Origin of the sequence: Streptomyces violens (assembly GCF_000717745.1) — a bacterium.
Lineage (GTDB): Bacteria > Actinomycetota > Actinomycetes > Streptomycetales > Streptomycetaceae > Streptomyces > Streptomyces violens.
Window position 1 is genome coordinate 377,604 of sequence record NZ_JOBH01000003.1, and the last position, 22,962, is coordinate 400,565.

The 22,962-nt window shown below is 69.3% G+C and carries 20 protein-coding genes; 12 read left to right on the forward strand and 8 right to left on the reverse strand.

Going from position 1 to position 22,962, the window contains the following annotated elements:
* Window positions 1-64: 64 nt before the first annotated feature.
* From IF04_RS0108270 to IF04_RS0108295, 6 genes are all read left to right on the forward strand, one after another.
* Window positions 65-2,374, forward strand: a complete 2,310-nt coding sequence (locus tag IF04_RS0108270; protein WP_051830866.1) for a sensor histidine kinase — start codon at window positions 65-67, stop codon at window positions 2,372-2,374.
* On the forward strand, window positions 2,371-2,808 hold the full coding sequence (locus IF04_RS0108275; protein ID WP_030252995.1) for a roadblock/LC7 domain-containing protein: 438 nt from the start codon (window positions 2,371-2,373) through the stop codon (window positions 2,806-2,808). The genes IF04_RS0108270 and IF04_RS0108275 overlap by 4 nt, the downstream gene beginning before the upstream one ends.
* Window positions 2,808-3,173: a DUF742 domain-containing protein gene (locus IF04_RS35580; RefSeq protein ID WP_037958633.1), complete on the forward strand. Its 366-nt coding sequence runs from the start codon at window positions 2,808-2,810 to the stop codon at window positions 3,171-3,173. Before IF04_RS0108275 ends, IF04_RS35580 begins: the two co-directional genes overlap by 1 nt.
* Entirely contained in the window at window positions 3,160-3,744 is a 585-nt protein-coding gene (locus IF04_RS0108285) for a GTP-binding protein (RefSeq protein WP_051830869.1), read from the forward strand. Before IF04_RS35580 ends, IF04_RS0108285 begins: the two co-directional genes overlap by 14 nt.
* Window positions 3,745-3,758: 14 nt before the next feature.
* Window positions 3,759-5,024 carry a cytochrome P450 gene (locus tag IF04_RS0108290; RefSeq protein ID WP_078599991.1) on the forward strand — a complete coding sequence of 422 codons (1,266 nt, stop codon included), beginning with the start codon at window positions 3,759-3,761 and terminating at the stop codon, window positions 5,022-5,024.
* A gap of 398 nt (window positions 5,025-5,422) precedes the next feature.
* The gene (locus tag IF04_RS0108295) at window positions 5,423-6,742 is read left to right on the forward strand and encodes an NsdA family TPR-like regulatory protein (protein ID WP_245654321.1); all 1,320 of its coding nucleotides are present in this window, start codon (window positions 5,423-5,425) and stop codon (window positions 6,740-6,742) included.
* A 32-nt stretch (window positions 6,743-6,774) separates the two neighbouring features.
* Here IF04_RS0108295 and IF04_RS0108300 read toward each other — a convergent pair whose 3' ends face one another.
* From IF04_RS0108300 to IF04_RS0108335, 8 genes are all read right to left on the reverse strand, one after another.
* The gene (locus IF04_RS0108300) at window positions 6,775-8,112 is read right to left on the reverse strand and encodes a cation:proton antiporter (RefSeq protein ID WP_051830870.1); all 1,338 of its coding nucleotides are present in this window, start codon (window positions 8,110-8,112) and stop codon (window positions 6,775-6,777) included.
* A gap of 104 nt (window positions 8,113-8,216) precedes the next feature.
* On the reverse strand, window positions 8,217-9,083 hold the full coding sequence (locus tag IF04_RS0108305) for a dimethylarginine dimethylaminohydrolase family protein (RefSeq protein ID WP_030253007.1): 867 nt from the start codon (window positions 9,081-9,083) through the stop codon (window positions 8,217-8,219).
* A 155-nt stretch (window positions 9,084-9,238) separates the two neighbouring features.
* Window positions 9,239-9,670, reverse strand: a complete 432-nt coding sequence (locus IF04_RS0108310) for a GFA family protein (RefSeq protein ID WP_030253009.1) — start codon at window positions 9,668-9,670, stop codon at window positions 9,239-9,241.
* Window positions 9,670-10,500: a DUF3865 domain-containing protein gene (locus IF04_RS0108315; protein WP_030253011.1), complete on the reverse strand. Its 831-nt coding sequence runs from the start codon at window positions 10,498-10,500 to the stop codon at window positions 9,670-9,672. Before IF04_RS0108315 ends, IF04_RS0108310 begins: the two co-directional genes overlap by 1 nt.
* Window positions 10,497-11,792 (reverse strand): JmjC domain-containing protein, encoded by a 1,296-nt coding sequence (locus IF04_RS0108320; RefSeq protein WP_030253014.1) that lies wholly within the window; start codon window positions 11,790-11,792, stop codon window positions 10,497-10,499. The genes IF04_RS0108315 and IF04_RS0108320 overlap by 4 nt, the downstream gene beginning before the upstream one ends.
* A 64-nt stretch (window positions 11,793-11,856) precedes the next feature.
* On the reverse strand, window positions 11,857-12,984 hold the full coding sequence (locus IF04_RS0108325; RefSeq protein ID WP_030253016.1) for an inosamine-phosphate amidinotransferase: 1,128 nt from the start codon (window positions 12,982-12,984) through the stop codon (window positions 11,857-11,859).
* A 124-nt stretch (window positions 12,985-13,108) separates the two neighbouring features.
* Window positions 13,109-14,065, reverse strand: coding sequence for a fatty acid desaturase family protein (locus IF04_RS0108330; RefSeq protein ID WP_245654322.1), 957 nt, complete (start codon window positions 14,063-14,065; stop codon window positions 13,109-13,111).
* Window positions 14,066-14,306: 241 nt separating this feature from the next.
* Complete coding sequence (locus tag IF04_RS0108335) at window positions 14,307-14,576, reverse strand: hypothetical protein (RefSeq protein ID WP_030253020.1); 270 nt, start codon at window positions 14,574-14,576, stop codon at window positions 14,307-14,309.
* A 500-nt stretch (window positions 14,577-15,076) separates the two neighbouring features.
* Between IF04_RS0108335 and IF04_RS0108340 the strand changes: the two genes are divergently transcribed.
* The 6 genes from IF04_RS0108340 (at window position 15,077) to IF04_RS35585 (ending at window position 22,899) form a co-directional block, all read left to right on the forward strand.
* Entirely contained in the window at window positions 15,077-15,955 is an 879-nt protein-coding gene (locus IF04_RS0108340; RefSeq protein ID WP_030253022.1) for an amino acid--tRNA ligase-related protein, read from the forward strand.
* A gap of 37 nt (window positions 15,956-15,992) precedes the next feature.
* Entirely contained in the window at window positions 15,993-16,835 is an 843-nt protein-coding gene (locus IF04_RS0108345; RefSeq protein WP_030253024.1) for a TauD/TfdA dioxygenase family protein, read from the forward strand.
* 87 nt (window positions 16,836-16,922) lie between these two features.
* The gene (locus IF04_RS0108350) at window positions 16,923-18,071 is read left to right on the forward strand and encodes a hypothetical protein (protein ID WP_051830874.1); all 1,149 of its coding nucleotides are present in this window, start codon (window positions 16,923-16,925) and stop codon (window positions 18,069-18,071) included.
* Between the two features lie 546 nt (window positions 18,072-18,617).
* Window positions 18,618-20,489, forward strand: coding sequence for an ABC transporter ATP-binding protein (locus tag IF04_RS0108355; RefSeq protein WP_030253026.1), 1,872 nt, complete (start codon window positions 18,618-18,620; stop codon window positions 20,487-20,489).
* 86 nt (window positions 20,490-20,575) lie between these two features.
* Window positions 20,576-21,673 (forward strand): NUDIX domain-containing protein, encoded by a 1,098-nt coding sequence (locus IF04_RS0108360; RefSeq protein WP_030253027.1) that lies wholly within the window; start codon window positions 20,576-20,578, stop codon window positions 21,671-21,673.
* 47 nt (window positions 21,674-21,720) lie between these two features.
* Entirely contained in the window at window positions 21,721-22,899 is a 1,179-nt protein-coding gene (locus IF04_RS35585; RefSeq protein ID WP_245654323.1) for a methyltransferase domain-containing protein, read from the forward strand.
* The last annotated feature ends 63 nt before the right edge of the window (window positions 22,900-22,962 follow it).

Here is a 22,962-nt window from a genome sequence, read left to right on the forward strand (position 1 = left end):
CCCGCACCGCGCCTCGGCAGCCCTCCCCCCTTCCTCCCACTTCGTCCGACCACTCTGAGGCCCCATGACGACGAACAAACATCGCCCCCCACACCGCGCCCCGAGAGCCTGGCACCGGCTGCTGACCGTACGGGCCCGGCTCACGCTGGTCGCGACCGTGGCGATCACGGCTCTGCTCGGCTTCGTGCTGGTCGACGCGTGGGGGGACTGGCAGCAGCAGACCCAGTTGCGCAACGACAGTGCCACCGGAGAGCTCGGCGGGGAGGCAAGCCTGCCGTTGTTCGTTGGCGCTCAGCAGGAACGTCGGCTCACCGCCGCGTACCTGGCCCGGCGCACGGCTGCCGCGAAGGCGCGGTTGGATAAGCAACGTGCCGCCACGGACAAGGGGGTCAGCTCCTTCCGCCACCTTTCCGGGACGAAGCTGGAGACGGAGCGGCGCCACAAGTGGGCGTACGTGGAGCGGGTCTACGAGAAGATCGACGGGCTGCAGGCGACCCGCCGCGCCGTCGATGCCCGCACCGGTGATCCGGATGAGGCGACCGGGTACTACACCGAGCTGCTCTCCACGATGGTGCAGTTCTACCAGGCGCTGAGCGCGATGGACGATGCGCAGCTTACCCAGGAAACCCGTCCGTTGGTCGGTTTGTTCTGGGCGAGCGAGGGCGCGAGCCAGGAGGATGCGCTGCTGGGCCAGGCCCAGGCCGCGGGCGGGATGAGCGCCGAGCATCGTCGGGCGTTCGCCGAGGCGTACGGATCCCAGCGTGTGATGTACCGGCGGTGGATTGCCCCCTATCTGCCGGAGGAGGACAAGCGGACCTACGACCGCATCGTCTCTTCCCGCTCCTGGCGCACGGTCGAGCAGATTGAGGGCGACCTGATCAGCGCCCCCACCACCAACGGCGCCATCGAGACCCTGCCGTCCTCCGTCCAGCAGTGGGACCGCGCGTATGGGGAGGTGGCCCAGCAGGTTGCCGGCCTCAATCTGAACCGCACGCAGGGACTGCTGGCCCACGGCTACGAGCGCGCGGACGCAATCCGCAGCGCGGTCTTCATCAAGCTCGGCATCAGCCTGGCCATCGTCGTCGCGCTGGCCCTGCTGATCTTCGGCGTCACCCGCACCGTCATCCGCCGCGCCGATCAGGTCCGCGTCGGCGCCCTGACCGTCGCTCAGGACCTGCTCCCCACGATCGTGCGGGATCTGCAGCACGGCCGCGCAGCCGACCGTTCGACGCTTCCCCAGGCGCACCCGCACCCGCGGGATGAGTTCGACCAGGTCGGCAACGCCCTGGCGCTGCTTGCCCAGCAGGCCGCCGATGCGGCGGAGACCGTTTACGACGAGCGCAGGGGCTTCGCCGCGTTCGCCGAAGGGGTCAGCACGCGGGCCGTGGTCATCATCGGCCGCAGGCTCCTCACGCTTCTGGACCAGCTGCAGAGCGACTACGGCGACGATCCCCAGCTTCTGGGGCGGCTGTACGAGCTGGACCACCAGCTCGTCCGCGTGCGGCGGCTTCTGGAGAACCTCCAGGTGCTCTCCGGCGGCCAGCTCGACCATCCGCACGACCGCCCCGTCCATGTCGCCAATCTCCTCATGGACGCGGCGGGCGAGTCGGCCGGGTTCAAGCGTGTGATCAAGGATTTCCGGGCCGAGGCGTGGGTCTCTCCGGAGGCCGCTGGGGAGCTGACGCATCTGCTGGCCGAGCTGATCGACAATGCCACCACCTTCTCGCCCGAGCAGTACCAGATCACCATCCGGTCCGTGGAGGCGTCCGCCGGCGTGGCCATCGAGGTCGAAGACCGCGGCCAGCCCCTCCACGCCGGGCAGATCAGCGAGCTCAATACCCGACTGGAACAGACGCCGCTGTACGGGGACCTCGCCCGTACCTCCCATCAGCTGGGGCTGTTCGTGGTCGGTCAGCTCGCTCAGCGGCTCGGCGTGAAGGTCACCCTGAGCCAATCCCGGTACCTGGGCGCGCTGGCAACCGTGCTCGTGCCGTACGCCCTGCTTACCCAGGCACCCGAACCGCTGGTCCAAAACCCCTCCGGCCCCAGCCGGCAGGAGCCTCGCGAGGGGCATGAGCAGAACGCGACCACTGCCAGCGGCCTGGTCAAACGAATGTCGCAGCGCCGCGCCGACCAACAGCATTCTCTGTCGGCTGCAGGCGAGGCCCGGCACGCCGCCGGGCCCGGTCCCCAGCCCGTGCCCGGCCTGCCGCAGCGCAAGCCCGGAACGCACCTGGTGAAGCAGCTACAGCACGAAGCCCCGGTGCCCGCGGCACGCCGGCAGGCGGTCGATCCGCGCCCGCTGGAGGAGATCGAAAACGCCTTCAGCGCCCTCGACGACATCAAGATCACCCCCCATGGAGAAGACCTGTGAGTCTCAAGCAGCTGAGCAACGTCATTTCCCCCGCGACCCCGGGGGACGCCGCCCGCTACGACAACCTCCGCGATCACTTCGCCGACGTCCCCGACGTGTTCGCGATCGTGCTGCTGTCCAACGACGGTCTCGCCAAGTGCGGCTACGGCCTCGCCCAGGATGAGGTGCAAATGATCGCCGCCGCCTGCTCCGGACTCGCCAGCCTCGGCAAGGGACTCTCCGGCCCGGTGAACGGGGGTCAGGTCACCCACACCAACGTGACGTTGGAGCACGCGCACGTCATCGTCACCGCCTGCGGTGAAGGCAGCAGCCTGGTCGCCTACGTCAAGTCCGACGGCGCGATCGGCGCGAGCATCCGCGAGACCGTTCGCGTCGCTCGCGCCTTCGGCCGGCAGATGGGCACCGACAACCGCCCGGACACCCGGACGCCCTGATGAGCACCCCACAGCCGCGCCGCACGCGGACCTTCGCCCTGACTGCCGCCCAGGCGGCAGTCCAAGGCGAGACGGATCCCGCACACCGGATCACCATGCACTCCCTGATCCGGACGGCCATCCCCGTTGAAGCCGCCGGGGTCATCCCCGAGGAATGGCAGGCGGTCCTGCGGTGGTGCGTCGGTACCGGGATCGCTGTGGCGGAGATCGCCGCCCGCCTGCACATGAGGCTCACCCCGACCGCGGTGATGCTCAACGAGCTCCGGGCGCACGGCCTGGTCACCCACCAGGCGTCCATGACCACTGACCAGGCGGCCGACGTCGCCTTCCTATGGAGAGTCAGGAATCGTCTTGCGGAAATCTGAGCCCGGCGTGGACGGCGCCGCACCGCCTACGCTCAAGATCCTTATCGCCGGGGGCTTCGGCGTCGGGAAGACGACCCTCGTCGGTGCCGTCAGCGAGATCCCTCCGCTGCGCACCGAGGAGCGGCTGACCTCGGCCGGTGTCGGCGTCGATGACCTGGCGGGCACTCCGGAGAAGACCGCCACGACGGTCGCCATGGACTTCGGACGCATCACCATGGACGAGGCTCAGCTGCTGCTGTTCGGCACCCCCGGACAGGAGCGCTTCTGGTTCATGTGGCGCGACCTGCTCCAGGGCGCCGTCGGCGCGGTTGTCTTGGTCGACACCCGGCGCCTGGACCGCAGCTTCGCGGCCGTCGACTTCTTCGACAAGTACGACCTGCCCTATATCGTCGCGGCCAACTGCTTCCACGGCCGGCAGGAATACACCGCCGAGCAGATCGCCTCCGCCCTCGCGCTGGGCCCCCACATCCCTGTGCGGATGTTCGATGCCCGCAGCCGCGACAGCGTGCGCGAGGTGCTCCTGGCCCTCCTGGACCACCTCATCACCCGCGCCCAGCCCGCCTCCGCGTAGAAAGGACGACTTCCGTGACCGCACCCCCCTCCTCCAGCATCGACCTGTTCGCCGACGCGGTGCTCCATGACCCTTACCCCGTCTACGCGGAGCTTCGTAAGGCCGGGCCGGCCGTCCACCTGACCCAGCACGGGGTCTGGGCGATTCCGCGCCACCCCGACATCAAAGCGATCTTGCATACCCCGGGCGCCTTTGGCTCCGCAGGAGGTGTCGCCCTCACCGAGCTGGCGAACACTCAGGTCCTCGTCGGCACCGTCCTGGCCGCGGATGCCGAGGCGCACGTGCGCCTGCGCCGAGTGCTGTCCGCGCAGCTCGCCCCGCGGGCCATACGGCGCCTGGTCGGTACCGTCACCGAGCGCGCCGACCGCCTGGTGAGCGAGCACGTCGCCCACGGCAACTTCGACGCCGCAGTGCTGGCCCGGGCCATGGTGTGCGACACCGTGATGGAACTGATGGGCCTGCCGGAGGAGACCCGCCAGTTCCTGCTGACCGGTGCCGCTGCCACCTTCGACGTCTTCGGCCCCGATAACACGCGCTACCAGCGGGCACTGCCGGTGGCCAGCAGGATGGTCGAGTTCCTCCACGAAACGGTCACCCGCGAGACCGTCACCCCGGACTCCTGGATGGGGGCGATCTTCCAGGCCGTCGACGAGGGAAAGATCAAGGAGGCGGACGCGATCCCGCTCGCCTCCGCCTACACCGCGGCGTCCATGGACACCACCATCCTCGGCATCACCGCAGCGATCGCCCAGCTCGCCCGCCATCCCTTGCAGTGGGAAGACCTGCGCCGCAACCCCGTCTGCGCGACGCCCGCCTTCCACGAAGCCCTCCGGCTGGAAGCACCGATACAAGGCTTCGGACGGATAGTAAGCAAGACCGTCGAAATCGGCGACGTGCGGCTGGATCCGGGTGAGCAAGTATGGCTGCTGTACGGCTCGGCCGGCCGCGACCGCGTCGAATGGGGATCGGAAGCCGATGCCTTCAACATCCGTCGCCACCGTGTCGACCGCCACCTCGCCTTCGGCGCCGGGCCACACCTGTGCGCCGGCATCCCCCTGGCCGAACTCCAGGCCCGTGCCGTCCTGCGGGCACTGGCGGCCCACTGCACTCGCCTGACCATCACAGGCGAGCCGGTGCGGGTGCTGAACAACCTGCTGCGCGGCTGGGGACTCATGCCGATTGTTGCCGAGCTTTCTTCCCGCACCGCAGTTTCGGTCACCGTCGGACGCCCCGGAGCGCACCCCGGGTCATCCCCTGCCGCGCCGGGAGCTGCCTCGTGATCGCCCGCAACGAAGGGGCCGTTGTACGGGCACCGATTCCTGGCCGTCCGTCGCTGCCGACACCTCCCTCCACAGGCTCTCTATGCAGCACACGCCCGCAGCTCAGCGGCCAGAAGGTCCGCCTTCCTCCGTACGCCGAGGAGGCCGAACAGCTCCAACGTCGCCACGTCTCGCCGTCTGCGTTATCGCCCCTGTCGGCACGGCCCCCAGCAGTTCAGCGGCCATCCGCTCGCGGTGGTTGCCCCGATCGCCGCCTCGACTGGGACGCCGAAGGCCAATGCGCCCAAGACCAGGCCCCGCATGCGGAGCCCCTTCCGTACCTCGACCCGCGTCCAAGTGACCCCGCTGTGTTCCGGCACAGTGCGGTTCGCTCGACGCGCCTAATGGATGGTGATGTGATGGCGCGCTCCGCGGAGGCGAGCGATGGCGGGAACGACGTGTTACTCAGACACCTGGATCAACTGGGTTGGTCCATGCGCGGCTTCGCCTTTCGGGTGCGCACCCGATGTGAGGCGGTGGGGCTGTCGTACACCGTCAGCCCCAGCACCGTTTCCCGGTGGTGCAAGCACGGTGCGATTCCAAGCGTCGAACTCGCGGCTGCGGCCTGCCACGTGCTCTCCTCAGCGCGGCGCCAACACGTGACACCGGAAAGCCTCGGCTGGCCGGCGGACACTGCGGACATCGCCGCGGAATCCCTTGAGTACAAGGACCTTTCCCACGCCGTGCGCATGCTGTCCAAGCTCTGGGAGCTCGATGCCATGCGGCGCCGCAGCGTCGTCAAGAGCACCTTCTTCCCCGGCGTCTTCGGCCCCGCTTCGCGCGAAGCTCTCGTCATGCCGCCCGACACGAACATCGCCGGTCTCGGCAGGTACAAGATCACGACCGCCGACATAGAGCTGCTGGAGGACCACACCGTTCTCTACGGGAAGCTGGACGCGCAGCACGGCGGGGGGAAGTTCCGCAGCGTCTTCGCGGACTTCCTCAGTACTCATGCCGTCCAGCTTCTGAATGGTGGCTTCTCCGCGCGAGCGGGGCGGCGACTGTATGGCGGTGTGGCGGACGCGGTGCTTGCGATGGCGAGCATGGCGTACGACGACCAGCTCCCGGGACTCGCCCAGCGGTATGACCTGCAGGCGATGAGGCTGGCCCAGGCGATCGGTGATCGCGCTCGCATCGCGCGCGTGCACATCCACCAAGCCCGCCTGGCTGCCTCTCTGGGAGATCGAAAAGACGTGCTCACGCACTCCCGCAGCGCCGTCCTCTCTTCCGACGGCGCACCGCCGCTGGTGAAGGCGTATGCCGCGATCACCGAGGCCCGAGCGTGGGCGTTCAACGGCAGTCCAGGTCAGGTGCTGCATGCGGTGGCCCGGGCCCGGGAGGCTTTCGACCGGGCCGGGGCCGCGTCCAACCCCCGCTGGCTCGCATGGTTCGACCAGCACGAGCTGGAAGCCCAGGCGGCGTGGGCTCTCACGATGGCCGACTTGGTCGAACCGGGGACGCAGGCGCTGAAGACGGCCCTGGGCATGCCCGGCGAGCGCGCACGCGACAACGTAGAGCTGCTGATCACGGCCGCGGAACTGGCGCGCCTTCGAGGAGACCTTTCGGAGCAAGCAGAGCTGACGAAGCGCGCTGTGGAATCGTCGCGCCATCTGATGAGCAGGCGGCTGACAGCCCGCATCTCGCGGCTCACCGCAGACAAGCCGCTCGACGACTTCTAGCCGCGCCGCCCGTCCGGCGCCGCCCGGCGCCGTCACTGGCCGGTACCGCTCGTGGTGGCAGACGGACAGAGCCGCTGCTCGCGCAGCTTCTCTTCCTCTGTGTAGGCGAGCCGTCTCACCGTGGCCTTCAGGATGGGTGGCGCCATCAGGGGGGGGGTGACGATGGCGATCAGGACGATGATGCTGTACGTCGCGGTGTTGAGCAGTCCGAGGCGGACTCCGACCACGGCGATGACGACTTGGATGACGCCGCGCGCGTTGATGCCGGCGCCAACCGCGAGGGCCTCCCACCGGCTGAGCCCGGCGACCGCGCTTCCGACGAAGGCGCCCAGGAACTTGCTGATCACGGCGACGGCCAGTGCAGCGGGCGCCCACACAGCGGCCGTGGGGTGGGCGAGTGAGGTGAGGTCGATCCGCAGCCCGGCGAGCGCGAAGAACAGCGGGGAGAGGAACGCCAGCACGGTGGTGTTGAGCGGTTCGAGCTTCGTCTTGTGCTGTTCGGTCACGTTGGTTCCGATGAGAACGCCGCACAAGAAGGCGCCCAGCAGCGCCTCGAACCCCAGGGCCTGGGCGCCCGCGCCCGCCAGAACGAGGAGTACGACCACTGCTGTGCTGGTGGGCGCGGCGGAGTAGGTGCGGGCGGCCCAGCGCATGGTCCGGCTTACCACCCAGCGGCCGGCCGTGAGGGTGAGGAGCAGCAGGACCGCCATGTGCCACAGCGGGGTGACGATCTCGTGGCCACCGAGGCCGGTCGTGGCCATGGCGGTCACGACCGAGATGAGCAGCCAGCCCACGGCATCGTCGATGGTGGCGACAACCAGGATCAGCTGGCCGACCGTGCGGTGGATGAGACCCATGTCTACGAGGACGCGGCCGATGATCGGGATGGAGCTGACGCACATGGCGACGCCGAGGAAGCTCGCGAAGACCACGGGATCGATACCGGCGGGCTTGAGCTTAGCGGGGAAAGAGAGGCCGAGGCCGAAGCCGAGCCCCAAGGGGAGGAGGAGAGCGGCAGCGCTCACCGACGCTGCGGTTCTTCCGTGCCGTCGGGCCAGTTTCAGGTCGACGTGCATGCCGGTGAAGCCCACCAGGAGCAGAACGCCGAGCTGCCCCACGCCATCGAGCAGGTGCATCCGCTCGACATCCTGCGGGAAGAGCCACGCGGAGAACGCGGGCGCGACGTGGGCGAGGACGGAGGGCCCGAGAAGAACCCCGGCCGCCAGCTCGCCCAAGATCGTCGGCAGTCCGAGTCGCTGCGCCAGGCGGCCCAGTCCCAGTGCCAGGGCGAGCAGGGCGCCAATCTGGAGCAGGAGCAGCAACAGAAACTCGCCGGGCAGGGGCTCGACGGTATCGGTGGCGGTCAGCATGAACGGTTCCTTCGCAGAAGGGCACGCCGGAGGACCAACTGCGGCGGCGGGTACGGGAACAGGCCGCGGCGAGGGCCGGGCTGAGAGCGCGGCAGGGCGGAGGTTCAGGCCCGCAGAAGCGGCAGGGTGCTGCAGCGCAGCGATCCGGGCACCTTTGTCACCTCGGAGTAATCCACGATGAGGACCTCGATCCCTCGCGCGGTCAGGGCTCGGGCGATGCGGTCGCTGCCCCGAGCGATGACAACGGTCTCCGGCGCGGTCGCCAGGACGTTGGCCTGAACCGCCAGGGCCTCGTCGTCGGTGACGTCGATCAGGTCAAAGCGCTGCTCGAACCATCGGACCTGGGCCTGGGGAAAGACCGCTCGGTGGATGAGCGCGGTGCGCGGAGCGACGATGTTGAAGTGGTCGTCCAGGTGGACGATGCCTGGGACCGAGAACCGTACGGGGACGACCTCGCGGTCGATGCCGAGCGCTCCCAAGGAGGCCCGCAGGGCTTCGATGCCGGCGGCTGAGGTCTCCTCGCTCAGGCCGACGAGGACCGCGCCGTCGTGGAGCATGACGTCACCGCCCTCGATGGTCCCGTCCGGCAAGTGCACGACCTTCGGCATCGCGGCGGTGAGCCGGGCGAGCGCGTTTGTCTCCGGGAGACGGTGCGCGGAGTTCAGCCGGGCCATGACGAGGACGTCATCGATGACGAAGGCCAGATCGCGGGGGTAGTGCTGCGCTGAGCATCCGGGGGCGGGGTCGAGCAGGACCACTTCCGTGCCGCGGCTGCGGAGCAGGTCGATGAAGGCATCCTGTTGCGCGCGGACGCGGGCTGTGTCGTACGGCGCCCACGTGCTTGTGGTCTTCTGCCGGGCGAGGACCGGGTGCATCCCCGGGCCCTCCAGGTCGCGGGTGAAGTCGCCGGCGTAGCGCATGGCGACCTGCCGCAGGGAGCCGTATTCGCTGACGGCGTGTGGGGCAAGCACAGGTGGCCTCCGTCGGTGTGCCGGGCGTGAAGGACTGGCTCACGGGGAGCTGGTCGTGGTGGATGACACGGCACGGCTGCGGCGGCGCTGTCTGCCCGGCCGTGCTCGGGTGGTGAGCTGGTGAGGGCGTCTCACCACCCGAGCGGCCGGTCGGCTCAGCCGACGACGGTGCTGTGCTGGGTGTCCGGCACCGGGGGGAGCCAGTGCACCGCGTTGTCCCGGAAGGACTGGTTGACCGGGACGAGGTCGGCGCCGGAGGTGTCATCCAGCGCCGTGACGTTGATGCCGATGTCCGGGATGTCACTGTCGATCGCCGCGAGGCGGCTGCCGCAGTCGGGGCAGAAGGCGCGCTTGGCCTCGCTCTCGAACGTCTCGAACCACGTCGGTTCGCCACCCTCGCCGGTCCACTTGAAACCGTCCATGGAGAAGCCGGCCCACCACATCAGCGGTGCCCCGCCCAGTTTCTGGCAGTGCGGGCAACTGCAGGTGTGGGGGTAGATCGCCTTGCCCTTGACGGTGAAACGGACCCGGCCGCACAGGCAGCCGCCGGTGCGCTCGTCGGTCTCCTCGGCGTGGGTGGCGTTCATCAGTTCATCTCCTGTGCACGATGGGCGAGTTGAGTCCACCAGTGTGTCATCGCCTCCATGATCTGCAGGAAGCCGTCGAGGGCCTGCGGCAGGTCGATGTGGAACAGATCAGCCTTTCGGATGAACTGGGCCAGGCCCTCGATGTGTGCGGCCTCGACGCTGAGCCCGTCGACCTGGGCGGCGTCGTGATCGTCGTCCAGGTGGAGCCGGTAGTAGTAGTCCAGCTTCTTCAGGGCGCTGCCGCTCGCCTGAATGGTCAGCTCGCCGTAGCGGTCGGTGATCTCCCTCAGGAGTTCGGTCTCGGCGATGGCCACCGCCTCGGTGGCGTAGTAGCTGCCGGCGATCAGGCTGGGCATGTGCGAGCCGACCATCCACTGATGCATCTCGACCAGCAGCGCCGTCTCGGGGGCGGGGACGTGCCCGTTGACGAGCAGGCCGAGGTCGCTGAGGAGGGCGTTGGAGTACAGCACGTAGTGCGCGGGGACCTTGCCGCGCTCGCCGCCCTCCTCCAGGTGGTTGCGGCGCAGCTCGTGGGCGAGCTCGGGGCAGAAGCCCTCGACGTTGGTGGCCGCCGCCTTGAGAAACTGGGCGTTGTAGCGGGCGAAGACCGAGAGCTCTTCGATGTACATCCGCGCCTGCGTCTCGGCCAGCTCGCTCGGGGAGACCTGGTCGGCGATCTTCCCGTACACCCACGCGATCATCGGCGCGAGGTGCTTGTCGACGAGGTCATCGCCGGAGGTGAAGTTGCCCAGCAGGGTGCCGTTGACCGCGCTGCGGGTTTCGGGATGGGTCTTGAGGTAGGCGTGGACGAGCGAGTTTTCGGGGGTCATGACGTGCTGCCCTCCGGGGCGGTGGAGCGGGGGTTGACGTGGAGGCCGCCGGTGGCACCGAGGGCGCGGACGGCGGCGAGAGTGGCCTCGTCATCGGGCAGACGAATGGAGGTGCCGGCATTGAGGGTCGAGACCAGCTCCGGCTCCAGCGCGCTGGCGTCGACGTCGACCTCGAAGCCGCGCAGGAAGACCTCATCGCCGCTGACGCGCAGCCGGTAGGGCGCGATGAGCGACACGGTGGCGCCGGGCTTCACCTCCCGCGCGTCGAAGGCCGCGGCCGCCACGGAACGGGAGAGGTCTCCCTCCGCGAGCTCCCAGCCACCGTTGCTGAGCACCGTGTCCCACCGCCGCTGCACGTGCCGCTCGACCGCCTCCTCGGCCCGCTCGGCGGCGACGTGGAGCGTGGTGCGGGCGAGCTGGAACAAGCGCTGGGCCACCGGGCCGCCGCCTGCAACCTCGGGCGCCATCGGCGAGGGCTGGCTGAGCTCGTCGTCGGGACCACGGTCGGCCAGGAGCGAGTCGAGCAGCTCGGGGAGTACGGCCTGGCGCAGGATGCCCGCGTCCGGATACGTGTACAGCGGCACGGCCACGGAGACGGAGAACTGGTCCTGGGTGCCGACGTGGAAGACGCGGCGAGGCAGGAACAGGGCGTCGCCCGGCTCCAGGACGAAGTGCTCGCCGTGTTCCAGCAACCAGCGGTAGTCGCCGTAGAGCGGGGCCTTGCCGCCGGTGAGCTTCTCGTACTCGTCGCCGGGCCAGGTGTAGAAGTTCTTCGCGTTCGGCCCGAGGTGGATGAGGAATGCGTCCTCGTACCCCTCGTGGACGCCGAACGCGGTGCCGGCGTAGTTGCCGGCGAACGCGACCTGCTCGGCGCCGCCGAGCGGGACGCCCCAGCCGTCCAGGAGGGATGCGAGGAAGGTGCCCAGGCCCGCGGCCAGCGGCGGGCTGACGGTCTCCAGGTTGTTGATCACCAGGCTGAAGCGGTCGGCGCCCGCGAGGGACTGCATCCACGGTACGAAGCCGTCGTCGGGCCAGGCTGCCGCGCTCAGTACCTCCGGGAGGAGGTCGTCGCGTCGCTCCTCGCCGACGTAGACGCGGGCCTTGGCCTTGATCTCGGTGCCCGAGGCGTGTGCGTTGCGGATGGCCGCGAACCCCTCAAGGACGCCGTCGGGGCTCGCCGCGGTGGACGGGACGATGCCCTTGAACAGGTGCGGCGCGGTCCTGCCGGTGGTCTTGGCGGGGAACTCCTCGGTCCAGAAGTCGCGGTCGGGCGGCCAGGCGTAGGTACTCATCGGGGTTCTCCTGATGTTCGGGCGGACTGTCGTGATCGGAGCCCGGCTGATCGGGACGCCGGAGTCAGGTGAGGTATTCGTCGGGGCCGCCGCGTCGGACGGTGTCCAAGGTGAAGCAGTGGAAGCCGCCGCCGAACAGCCTCCGATGCCGGTGGCGGACCGGGATGACGGTGAAGCCGCGGCGTTCCAGGACGGTGATCAGCTCCGGGTACAGGGAGTTGACGATTACGGTGTCCTCGTCGACGGACAGGACGTTGATGTCCATGTACCGGCTGCCGATGGGGATGACGAAGCCGAGGTCGCTGTAGTCCGGGAAGTTGCTGTCGTCGGTCTCCGGTGCGTAGATCACCTCCCAGGACTGCATGGCCTCGGGCAGATACTTCAGGTACTTCGGGGACCGCAGCAGCATCAGCCCAGGACGCAGCGGCACGATGACGCTGTCGATGTGGTTGTCGGCGATGCCGTCGAGGCGGTGGAAGCGCAGGTGCGGGAGGTTGTCCCGCAGCCAGCGCAGTGCCAGCTCGTGGTTGTAGTTGGCGACGTTGACCAGGACGTCGCGGCCCAGCCGCATGCACTGCGCGCCGTCGAAGACCATCTCCAGACCGAGCCCGTCGATGCTCAGGGCCGTTTCAGAATCGGTGGCGCGGGAGGCGTCGATGCCCTGGCTGCGGAAGTAGGCGTCGTCCAGGGAGCCGCGGGCCAGCGCGGGCCGCGGCATGCTCACCCAGTTCGACCCGGCTCCGTAGTAGCGGTAGAAGATCGGCTTGAGCAGGTCGTTCTCGAAGACGCGGGCGCGCACATGGGGCGCGGTCTCGACAATGGTGTCCCCGAGGATGATCGTCTGGTCGCGAACGTTGAGAGGAGGCGTCGCTCGGGCCTCCCAGTGCGGGGAGTTGATGTCGATGTCCTTGCCGGGGGTTGCGGGCCGGTGCACGCGCACCCCGGAGCCGGCCAGGGCATCGACCAGGCCGGCGATGTCCTCGTTCAGCTCGTCGACGAGCTGGTCACGGATCGGCAGAAGACCCTGCGCGGCGGCTTCGCCGTCGAGGGCCGGGGCCACGTTGTCGAAGAAGAACAGGCGCCACGAGGCGTCGACGTGGTGCGCGGTGTAGTGCTCGGCGCGGCCCACGACGACCTCGCGGAGCTGTGTCCATTCGTCGAAGCTGTTCACGGCGAGGGCGGGATCGGTCATGGCGTGCCGCCTCCTCGGCGGCCGTTGCCGACGCTGCGCAGGGTGCACCGCGCCGCTCACGCGACGGGCGCTGGGCACAGCGGTGTCGGCTGGTTGATGGACGGTGTGGCGAGACGGGGTGGTGTTAGGCGGCTGCGCTGCAGGCACGGGCCGGGCGGGCTGGACCGGGGCCGGTGCTGAGGCGGGCGAGGATGTCCTCGATCACGCACGGCTGGCCGGGCGTGGAGCGCCGGCGGAAGAAATAGCCGCTGCACCAGGGAACTTCGTCCCAGCGCTCCAGGTGCTTGGCGGCCAGGGCCCTGGCTTCGGGCAGACGCCGCCAGGGGATCTGCGGGCACCAATGGTGCACTGGGTGGTACATGTCGTCGAGGTGGCCGCCGAGCAGGTGCCGGGTGAGCCAGTGGGAGGACCAGCCGCGGGTCTGCAGAAGGACGTCCTCGTTCTCGATGAGGCCCGCGTGGTTGCCGAGGTCGGTGATCCAGGTGACGACCGGCCGTACGAAGACCAGCGGCACCAGCCAGTAGAGCAGGAAGGGCGCCACCGCATCGAGGGGCCAGCACGCGGCGATGACGGCTGCCCACAGCATGGCCCGGGCGGCGAGCGCCCGCCACGTCTCCTCGGGAGCCTTGGTGACCAGGGTGCGGACCGCGGTCTTCGGCAGGCGCCACAGGCCGCCGTACACGATGAAACGCAGCACGAAGGCGCGGCGACTCGGAACCGTACCGGCCGCCCAGATGTTGCCGGCCTTGTAGGACTGGAACATCGGGTCGTCATCCGAACCGAGCTTGGCGTGGTGCACATAGTGAGTGCTGCGGTAGGGCAGGAAGCCCTCCCCCAACAGCGCGGTCAGTGCGTACCCAACAAGCCGGTTTCCCCAGCGCGTTGCCATCAGCTTGGAGTGCACGCACTCGTGCGCCAGGTTCGACAGGTGCCGCTGCCTCACGCCGATGTAGCAGATGGCCAGCAGGGGGCCGACGACGTGGCCGACGAGCTGTCCGACACCCGCCGCGAAAGCCACGGCCGCGAGGTCCTTGAAGACATCGAACAGCCCGACGGTCGGGCGACCGCACAGCTTCTCCAAATCAGCGATGAGCCTCGGCCCGAGGGCCTTGCGAACGGGCCCCGAGGCACCAGTACCGTTGCGCGTTCTGCCTCGTGGCGCCGGCTGCTGCACCGAGTGCACGGCGGGGCTGCCCATCAGTTCCTCCAGGCGTAGCGAGTCTCGGGGCGTACTTCACGAAGGTGCGGGTGAGCTGCACCCCCGCTCCGGTGCGGCCCACCAGGGACCGCACCGGAACAGGGACAGCAGGCACAGCGGCGCGTCAGGCCGCGGTCGTGGCGTCCGGACGCATGCCGAGCTTCAGCCCCGCGTCGGGACGCATCCCGCTCTTGAGCGCGACGGCGTCGGGGCGCATGCCGAGCTTGAGCCCTGCGTCGGGACGCATCCCTGCCTTCAGCACGGTGGCGTCCGGGCGCATGCCGAGCTTGAGGCCCGCGTCGGGGCGCATGCCGTCCTTGAGGGCCGTGGCGTCGGGACGCATGCCGAGCTTGAGGCCGCCGTCGGGACGCATCCCGTTCTTCAGAGCAGTCATGGTGGGCTCTCCCTTCGGTCGCGGAGGATCCGCGACTCCTTGGTGATCGGGCGGTGGGTGTACTGCCGGGTCGCGGCAGAGGTGAGGTGCTGGGCCGTCGGCCCGAAGCTTCCCGGGGATCATGCGGCACGCCGCACGGGGTCACGCCTGGAGCACGCGCCGGTTACGAGAGGCGATGGGGTGACGCAAGCGCGCCGGGTGCTTGAGCCATCACGCTATGGCGGCAGTGAGAGCTGCGGCAACGCTCTGCGGCGTTGCGCCGAGTGCACCCGGCTGTTGCGCGACCGTTGCGCGGGCACACCCTCTGACCTGCGCGAACATGCCGCACTGGGGCTCATGGAGACCGCTTTCTGCTCTTCCGAGGAGTCCCGGATCTAGCGGCGGGGTTCTGCTGCGCGCACGGTCACGGCTAGCTTGTGGCTCGCCGACGAGCCGGATGCCGAAAGCGGCCCACGGCTCCTTCAACCGGCCCCCAAAGACCTGGACTTGAGGAGAGCTGCATGCTCGACCCGATCGCTATGAAGTCCGACACGCTCTTCACCCTGCGGGACACCTTGTGCGCGGAAGCCTTCGTTGAGGTGGTGACGCCCGTTGCCCGGCGCGCCGACCTCGGGCCGGGGCGCCGGGCCCCGGTCGACCTGGACGGCGGCCGGTTCCTGCGCGCGATGATCGGGCCGGCACTGCGCGTGAACCTCGAGTACCACCCGCGGATCTTCGAGATCGGTCCCTGCTTCCGCCCCGAAAAGCCGGACCACCTCCACGCGTCCGAGTTCACGATGCTCGATCTGTACGTTGCGGGCGAGGACTTCGAGTTCCTCTTCGCCCTGGCGGAGCGGCTGGTCGCCCCGCACATCGCCCACGCCCCTGCCCGGATCTCCGTTGCGGACCATATCCGCGACCAGTTCGGCCTCGACCTGCGGCGCGAGCCCCTCGGTGACCTCCCGGAGCGAATGGCCGACCGAATGAACCTCGCCCCCAGGACGCCGTTCAGGGACGTGCTCGGGCAGTACGTGGAACGTGAGCTGGAGACGCAGAGCGCGGGCACCGCGGTGTTCCTGACCGACTACCCGCTCGGCGGGGACGAGCCGTGCGCCCGCCTCACTCCGGGCACCACCGCGACGATCAACCGGTTCGAACTCATCGTGGACGGCATCGAGGTCGTCCATGGCTACGAGGACGAGGTCGACGGCGCAGCCTTCGCCCAGCGCGCCCGTGACGTGGACCTCTACGACGAAGAACAGCGCCTGGCGTGGGAGGCGATCGACGAGGGCCGAGTGCCGGCCACCAGCGTCGGCCTGGGCATCGGCATCGAGCGACTGTGCATGGCCGCCTCCGGCATCAAGGACATCAACCGGTTCCTGCAGTCTCCCCAGTTCTGAGCAGCCCGCCCGCTTCACCCCGCCAGGAGGATCCGCGATGCCCCTTGCTCTCCGCCCACTGTCGGGCGGGCTCGGCGTCGAGGTCAACTGTGACCTCAGCGCGCCCCGACAGCAACCGCTCGTCTCGGACCTGGGCGAGGCTCTGGCTCGCCACCGGGTGCTCGTCTTCCCCCGTCAGCATCTCAACCACGCCGATCTCCTCAGGGTCAGCGCCTATTTCGGCACCGTGGACACCGACGTCGACCGCCGCTACGCGGTCGGCGGGTTCCCTGGGATCACCACCGTCAGCAACATCGTCGAGGACGGCTCGTACGTCGGCATCTACGACGGCGATGACGAGGAGGAGTGGCACGTCGACAATTCCTTCAAGCCCGAGCTGACCCGGGCGACGCTGCTGTACTCGGTCATCACGCCCGAGCACGGCGGGCAGACCCGGTTCGCCGACGCCACCCGCGCCTACGCCGAACTCCCGCAGGATCTGAAGGAGCGGATCGAGGGCCTGCGCGCCATCCACTCCATCCAGCAGCTCAGCACGCTGCAGAGCCAGGCCAGCGGCGGCACCTCGTCGGCCGCGGCCGGCAGCTTCGCCGACCAGCCCGAAGTCGAACACCCGCTCGTCCAGACCCATCCCGTCACCGGTGCCCGCTCCCTCCTGCTCGGCCCCATGGTCATCCGCGGGATCGTCGGCATGGCCGCGGAGGAGAGCCGCAGCCTCCTGGCCAAGCTGCTGGAGCACGCAACCAGTCCCCGGTACGTCTACAGCCACCGCTGGCGCCAGGGCGACCTCATCGTCTGGGACAACCTCGCCACTCTTCACACCGCCTCGTCCTGCGACAGCTCCCGCCACCACCGGCTGCTGTACCGCACCGCCGTCCGCTGACTCCGCCCCGCCGCCCTGCTCACACCACCGGATGACCTGCGGCGTGATCGCGAGGGCCGTCCCTGTAGCCGACCCTAAGGTTTGCCCATGACCGTGAAGGTGCCCCTCAAAGAGACCGCGCTCAACGCCGAACGCATCGCCCGCATCGCTCGTGAACTGCAGGGATCATGCTCCGAGTTCGACGCCGACAGGTTCGTGCGGGACGTCATGGCCGACTTGCCCCGGCTGGAACTGAAGGACCGGATCGCCCGCACCAGCGCGGCCCTGCACGCCCACCTCCCGGTCACCGGCGTCGAGGCGCTGGAGATCCTGCTGCGCTCGCTGCCGCCGACTCCCGAGGCGGCCGGCGTGACGAACGACTTCGGGCTGCACATCTACTCGCCCCACTCCGACTACGTCGCCCGATACTTTCGCACCGCCGAGCATCTGGACCAGGCCCTCGACGCCCTCGCACGCCTCACCTGCTACTTCTCAGCCGAGCTCGCGGCTCGGGACTTCCTCACCGACTTCCCTGACGAGACGATGAAGATTGTCCACGCCTGGGCCCGAGACGAGGATCACCGGGTCCGCCGTCTGGCCAGCGAGGCAACCCGCCCTCGCCTGCCCTGGGTCCCTCGGGTCAGGCTGCCCGCGGACGCGGCGCTGCCCATCCTCGATCAGCTGTACGCCGACGCCAGCCCCTACGTGCGCACCTCGGTTGCCAACCACCTCCACGATCTCTCGATCGAGCAACCCCAGCTGGTGCTGTCCACCCTTCAGCGCTGGCAGAACTCCGCTCGCGCCACCGACAAGGACTTCACATCCCTCGCCCGGCAGGCGCTGCGCAGCAGGCTGAAGGAGGGTTGGCCGGCCGCCTACGCCTTCCTCGGATACGCGCACGGCGCCCCGATCGAGCTCACCCCAGTGGCCCTGAAGCACACCGAGCTACGTGACGGCGGCACGCTCAGCTTCTCCGCCGATCTCACCACCACGACGACCGCGCCGGTACACGTGATGTACGTGATCTCCTCAACGACGAAGACCGGCAAGCCACGGGAGAAGGCGTACTTCCTCCTGCGCGGCACCGCCCAACCGGGGCGGGAGCTGCGGCTCTCCAAGGACCACGTACTGCGCTCGACCGCCACCGTGAAGCTCGTCCCCGGTGAGTACTCGATCGCTCTCCAGATCAACGGACGCCGCTTCCCCCCCGGCGGCTTTCCACGTCCGGGAGGCATGACGAACTGCCCATGTCCCTGACCTGAACCCGCCCATCCGCAGGCCGTGTCGGCGAGGCCACCACGGCCCAGCCAGCCGTGCCCGCAACCACTTGCCTTGCCGGGTCGCAATCCCCCGAAGGAGTGCCCCCATCCGATCGAACGAGTTTGAGGCGCGACCGTTCGGAGCCCGCACAACCAACCCCTGTGATGAGAACTCACGTTCACAAAGTGCCCCGCGATCGGACCGTAACGGGACCAGATCCGGTGCGTTCTTAGAGCACCAGTGCCACTTCGCCGCCCAGATGGAGGACGCCATGCACCCCACCCCTACCCCCGCGCTTCAGCCCCCTGGAATCGAACGGCGACTCCACCCGGACGCGCACACCGTTGACGGCACCACCAGCTCAGCACGACCGGATACGGGGTGGGCGGCATGAGCGAGCCCACCGATGCATCAACCGACAGCGTCCCCGGGCCGCGCACCACCCTGCCGCCTCCCTCCGCGACGGCCCCTGCCGGATCCCAGGGTGAACCGGGCGCCTCCCCAGAAGCTGAACCAGCCGCCGCGACCGGCTCGGCTTCACAGATGCGGTTCGTGGATGTGACCGGCCGCCGTGAAGCGGCCGGCAGGTCGATCCGGCTGCTCGACATGGCCCGGCGCCTGCCCCAGCTCGTCCGCCGGTCCCTGGCGCTCGCCTGGCGGGTGGACCGGCCGGCAACCGTGGGCCTCCTGGTCTGCCAGGCCCTCTCGGGCGTGATGCAAGCGATGGGGCTACTCGCCATCAGTGGCACCCTGACTGCGCTGCTGTCCAGCGGGGACGTCTTCCACCGACTCATGCAGGCATGGCCGTCCCTGGCGCTTCTCGCCGGCACCGCCGGTGCGCGAGCGGTGATGGGGATCACCGTGAACTGGCTCTCCTCGCGGTTGGGCCCGCTGATGACACGCGAGGCCGAGCAGATGCTCCTCGATGGCTGCACCGAGGTAGAGCTGTGCGCGTACGACGAGCCGGACTTCAACCGCGACCGGGAAGCCGCCGACCGCGGCGCGCAGGTCACCGGGGACCTGATCAACGAAGGACAGGACCTGATCGCGTCGAGTGCCTCGTTCCTCGCCGGAGCATTCGTGCTGGCCGGGGTCCATCCCGTGCTACTGCCGCTGTTGGTGGCCGCCAGCCTGCCCCAGGCCGTCTCCCAGGTCAGCGCCGCGCGGGTGCGCTACCTGGCCAACCTCCGCTCCAACGGTGATTACCGGATGCTGTCGGTGCTGCGTTGGCACATCTACACCAAGGACGCCGCCGACCAGATCCGCGCCGGCACCATGGCCCCGTTTCTCTCCGGGCGGTACCGGCAGACAGTCGCCCGGATCAACCGGGAGGACCGGGCCGCGGCTAACAAGGGGGCCCGCATGTCCCTGATCGGCGCGGCGTGCGGGGGCCTGGGATCAGCGATTGTGTGGGCTGCCGTGGTGGGCCTGCTGGCGACCGGCCGGATCAGCGTCGGCCACGCGGGTACAGCGGTCTTCGCCCTCCAGACAGTGGGCCAGTCCGTCCGCGGCCTCGTCTCCGTTGGCTCCCGGGCCATGCGCACGGGGCTGTACATGGATGACTGGAACAACTTCCTGGAGAAGGCCGGCGGGTTCCGCATGCGCCGGGGCACCTACCGACCCGAGCCGCCGAAGAAGATCGAGATCAAGTCGGTCTTCCACCGCTATGCAGGCAAGGACCGGGATGCGCTCTCGGACGTCTCGCTCACCCTGCGCCAAGGCCAGGTGACCGCCCTGGTGGGCTTCAACGGCTCGGGGAAGTCGACGTTGTCAAAGTTGGTCAGCGGGTTGTACTTGCCCACGGACGGACAGGTGCTGTGGGACGGCACCCCCACCAGCGATGCCGACCCGCAGGCGCTGTGGCAGCAAGTGGCCCTGGTGCCACAGGACTACGCGCACTGGCCGCTCACGGTGCGGGAGAACATCACCCTCGGGCAGCCCTCACCGCGAGGCGACGAGGCGGTCCGTGAAGCGTGCGAGGCCGCCGACGCTGACGAAGTCGTCGACAAACTCGGCGCCGGGCTGGACACCCTCCTCGCCCGTGAGTGGCTCAACGGGGAAGAGCTGAGCGGCGGCCAGTGGCAGCGAATCGCTCTCGGGAGGGCGTTTTTCCGCGAGGCCGGGCTCCTGGTTCTCGACGAGCCGACCGCGAACCTGGACCCCCGCGCCGAGTACCGGATCTTCCAGCGACTTCGGGACCTGGCCCGTGACCGGGCGGTGCTGCTGGTAACCCACCGCATCACCAACGTTGCCGTGGCCGACCGGATCGTGGTCCTCGACGAGGGACGGATCGTGCAGGAAGGCACCTATCAGGAGCTCTCCAGCCAGCCGGGCCTCTTTCAGCAACTGCTGTCTTACCAGGTCTCCTCCGACGCCTCCCTGAGCGAAGGAGGGCAGCACCAGGCACACACCTGAGCCGCCCACCCCGAGCGGTCACACGCTGCTCAGCCGTGCTCGACATCCGTGTTCCCCTCCTGTCCCCATGGCCCCGAGGTGATGACATGCCGCCCAGCCGCTCCCTCATCCGCGACACCGTCGAGGCGTACCTCGTACGCCACCCGAACGAGCGCACCGCTCTGACCCCGCTGCTGAAGGCCCTCGCCCATCCCGCCGACCCCACTAGCCGCACCGCCTTCCCCGGCCACGTGACCTGCAGCGCCCTCGTGATCGATGAGGCCGGCCGGGTGCTGCACATCCATCACCGGGCCAGCGGCAAGGCCCTCGCCCCCGGCGGCCACACCGAGCCCGGCGACGAGACGCTCGCCGCAGCGGCCCTGCGCGAGCTGCACGAAGAGGCCGGCATCCCTCCGCACGCAGTGGCCGCCTGGCCCGGCTACGACGGTGCACCCTTGGACATCGACGTCCACGACATCGACGCCAGCCCGGCCAAGAAAGAACCGGCCCACCAGCACTACGACCTGCGCTTTGTCTTCCGGCTCCTAGGTGAGGGGGCCATCACCCTCCAGACCGAGGAGGTATCCGGGTGGGAGTGGCGCCCCGTCGACCGCGTTACCGCGCCGACACTGAGGGAGAAGCTGCTCAAGCTCGGTTCGCCCACCCCCGTGGCCGAGCCGCCGAACACCTCGGAGTGTCTCGTAGGGGGCACCGAGTCCGCGGGATCGGGCCGTCCACCGGCCGTGCAGGCGAAGGCACCGAGCGGGACCGTCCTGAACGTCATCGGTGTCCATCTCTACCTGGAGGATGCCGAGGGACGGGTACTGCTCGGACTGCGCCATCCCGACTCGGCATACGCCGGATCGATGCACCACTTCCTGGCGGGCCACTGCGAGCAGGAAAGCGCTGTCTCGTGCCTCGTGAGGGAAGCGCGGGAGGAGGCCGGACTGTTAATCGATCCCATCGATGTTGATCTCGCGCACGTCGTGCATCTCGTGGATACGCCCGGCGACCGGCCACGGATGCAGATGGTCTTCCGGGCGCGTGCGTGGTCGGGCACGCCGGAGGTCCTGGAGCCCGACAGGTGCATCAGCTGGGGCTTCTGGCACCCGCAGAGGCTTCCCGAGCAGGTCGTGCCCTATACCCGCGCAGCCATCGAAGGCATCCGCGCCGGCTGCCTCTACACCGAGCTGGGGTGGACATGACCGTCGAGGCGACCGGCGAAGCGCCCCGGGCCGGCACTGGGGACAGCATGCTTCCACGACAGGGCACAGCAGCAGACCCCGCGGGCGATTCTGCCGCTGCTCGGGCGGCGATGGTCGCCCGGCTGGAGGCGGACGGCGACCTCGGCCCCGGCCCGGTGCGCGAGGCGCTGCTCGCCCTGCCCCGCGAGGTATTGATGCCACAGGCGTACGTGCGGCGCAGCGCCGCCGATGAGATGCCGCCGCGCTGGGAACTGCTGGACTGGGCCGAGCCGGATGACCGTGAGGAACTTCTCGCGGTGCTGCACGGTGGCCAGAGCGTCCTGATCCAACACGACGGCGAGCCCCTTCTCGGCCGGCCGCGCCGGGGCCGGTCCGGCGGGGGCATGACGTCGATGTCGACCGTGATGAGCCTGACCTCCTCCCTCCTGGAGGAGTTGGCCCTCCGGCAGGGGCACCGGGTGCTCGACATCGGTACCGGCGCCGGCGTGACCACGGCGGTGGCCTGTCATGTCTGCGGAGATCAGACCGTGGTCACACTCGACCGGGACCCGCACGTAACCGAAGCCGCCCGAGCACGTCTGGGAGCCCTCGGGTACGGGCCGACCCTGGTCAGCGGAAACGGCGAACACGGCTGGCCACAGCAGGCCCCGTACGACCGGATCCTGATCACCTACGCCCTGCCGTACGTGCCGCAGGCATGCGTGGACCAACTGGCCCCCGGAGGGCGGTTGCTGGTACACGTCACCACCTCCTCACCGTCCTGGCCTGCGCTGGCCGTCGTTACCCGAAAGCCTGACGGGCGACTTCAGGCTCAGCTGCGGGCCGTGGAGTACGCCCACCGCGCCGGGCACGGCATGAACCGGCTCTACCTCTCCGCAGCCTTCCGTCAGCGCATCGCGGCCGGTTGCGCCGAGGAGTCGGAGGCTCGTGCCTTCCGCTCGGTACAGGCGCCGCCGCCGGACGAGGCCCGCGGTTTCTGGCTCGCACTGGACGCGTTGCACCCGGGCCTGGTGCGGCACTGGGGAGCTGGGGGGCTGGTGTCGGCGCACCTCGCTGCGGCTCCTGGGTGTCTGCCCACCCGGACCGCACTGGTGCCTGGAGCATCACCACCGGCGGCCCACGCGACATCTGGGGCGAAATTCACGAGACCGCCGCACGTTGGCGGGCCGCCAGCGCGCCCGCGGTCTACCACCTCGCTTTCGAAGAAAGCGGGAAACAGCGCGTGAGCGCGGGCAACGGGCCGAGCGCCCTGACCTGGCGACTGCCCGTTCCGCCCACCGCCACCGTCC

Excerpts from the sequence above, each read along its gene's own strand:
- IF04_RS0108295 (WP_245654321.1), top strand. The coding sequence starts at position 5,423 with ATGGCGCGCTCCGCGGAGGCGAGCGATGGCGGGAACGACGTGTTACTC.
- IF04_RS35580 (WP_037958633.1), top strand. The coding sequence starts at position 2,808 with ATGAGCACCCCACAGCCGCGCCGCACGCGGACCTTCGCCCTGACTGCC.
- IF04_RS0108300 (WP_051830870.1), bottom strand. The coding sequence starts at position 8,112 with ATGCTGACCGCCACCGATACCGTCGAGCCCCTGCCCGGCGAGTTTCTG.
- IF04_RS0108350 (WP_051830874.1), top strand. The coding sequence starts at position 16,923 with ATGACCGTGAAGGTGCCCCTCAAAGAGACCGCGCTCAACGCCGAACGC.
- IF04_RS0108320 (WP_030253014.1), bottom strand. The coding sequence starts at position 11,792 with ATGAGTACCTACGCCTGGCCGCCCGACCGCGACTTCTGGACCGAGGAG.
- IF04_RS0108355 (WP_030253026.1), top strand. The coding sequence starts at position 18,618 with ATGCGGTTCGTGGATGTGACCGGCCGCCGTGAAGCGGCCGGCAGGTCG.
- IF04_RS0108345 (WP_030253024.1), top strand. The coding sequence starts at position 15,993 with ATGCCCCTTGCTCTCCGCCCACTGTCGGGCGGGCTCGGCGTCGAGGTC.
- IF04_RS0108340 (WP_030253022.1), top strand. The coding sequence starts at position 15,077 with ATGCTCGACCCGATCGCTATGAAGTCCGACACGCTCTTCACCCTGCGG.
- IF04_RS0108315 (WP_030253011.1), bottom strand. The coding sequence starts at position 10,500 with ATGACCCCCGAAAACTCGCTCGTCCACGCCTACCTCAAGACCCATCCC.
- IF04_RS0108360 (WP_030253027.1), top strand. The coding sequence starts at position 20,576 with ATGCCGCCCAGCCGCTCCCTCATCCGCGACACCGTCGAGGCGTACCTC.
- IF04_RS35585 (WP_245654323.1), top strand. The coding sequence starts at position 21,721 with ATGCTTCCACGACAGGGCACAGCAGCAGACCCCGCGGGCGATTCTGCC.
- IF04_RS0108325 (WP_030253016.1), bottom strand. The coding sequence starts at position 12,984 with ATGACCGATCCCGCCCTCGCCGTGAACAGCTTCGACGAATGGACACAG.
- IF04_RS0108310 (WP_030253009.1), bottom strand. The coding sequence starts at position 9,670 with ATGAACGCCACCCACGCCGAGGAGACCGACGAGCGCACCGGCGGCTGC.
- IF04_RS0108335 (WP_030253020.1), bottom strand. The coding sequence starts at position 14,576 with ATGACTGCTCTGAAGAACGGGATGCGTCCCGACGGCGGCCTCAAGCTC.
- IF04_RS0108270 (WP_051830866.1), top strand. The coding sequence starts at position 65 with ATGACGACGAACAAACATCGCCCCCCACACCGCGCCCCGAGAGCCTGG.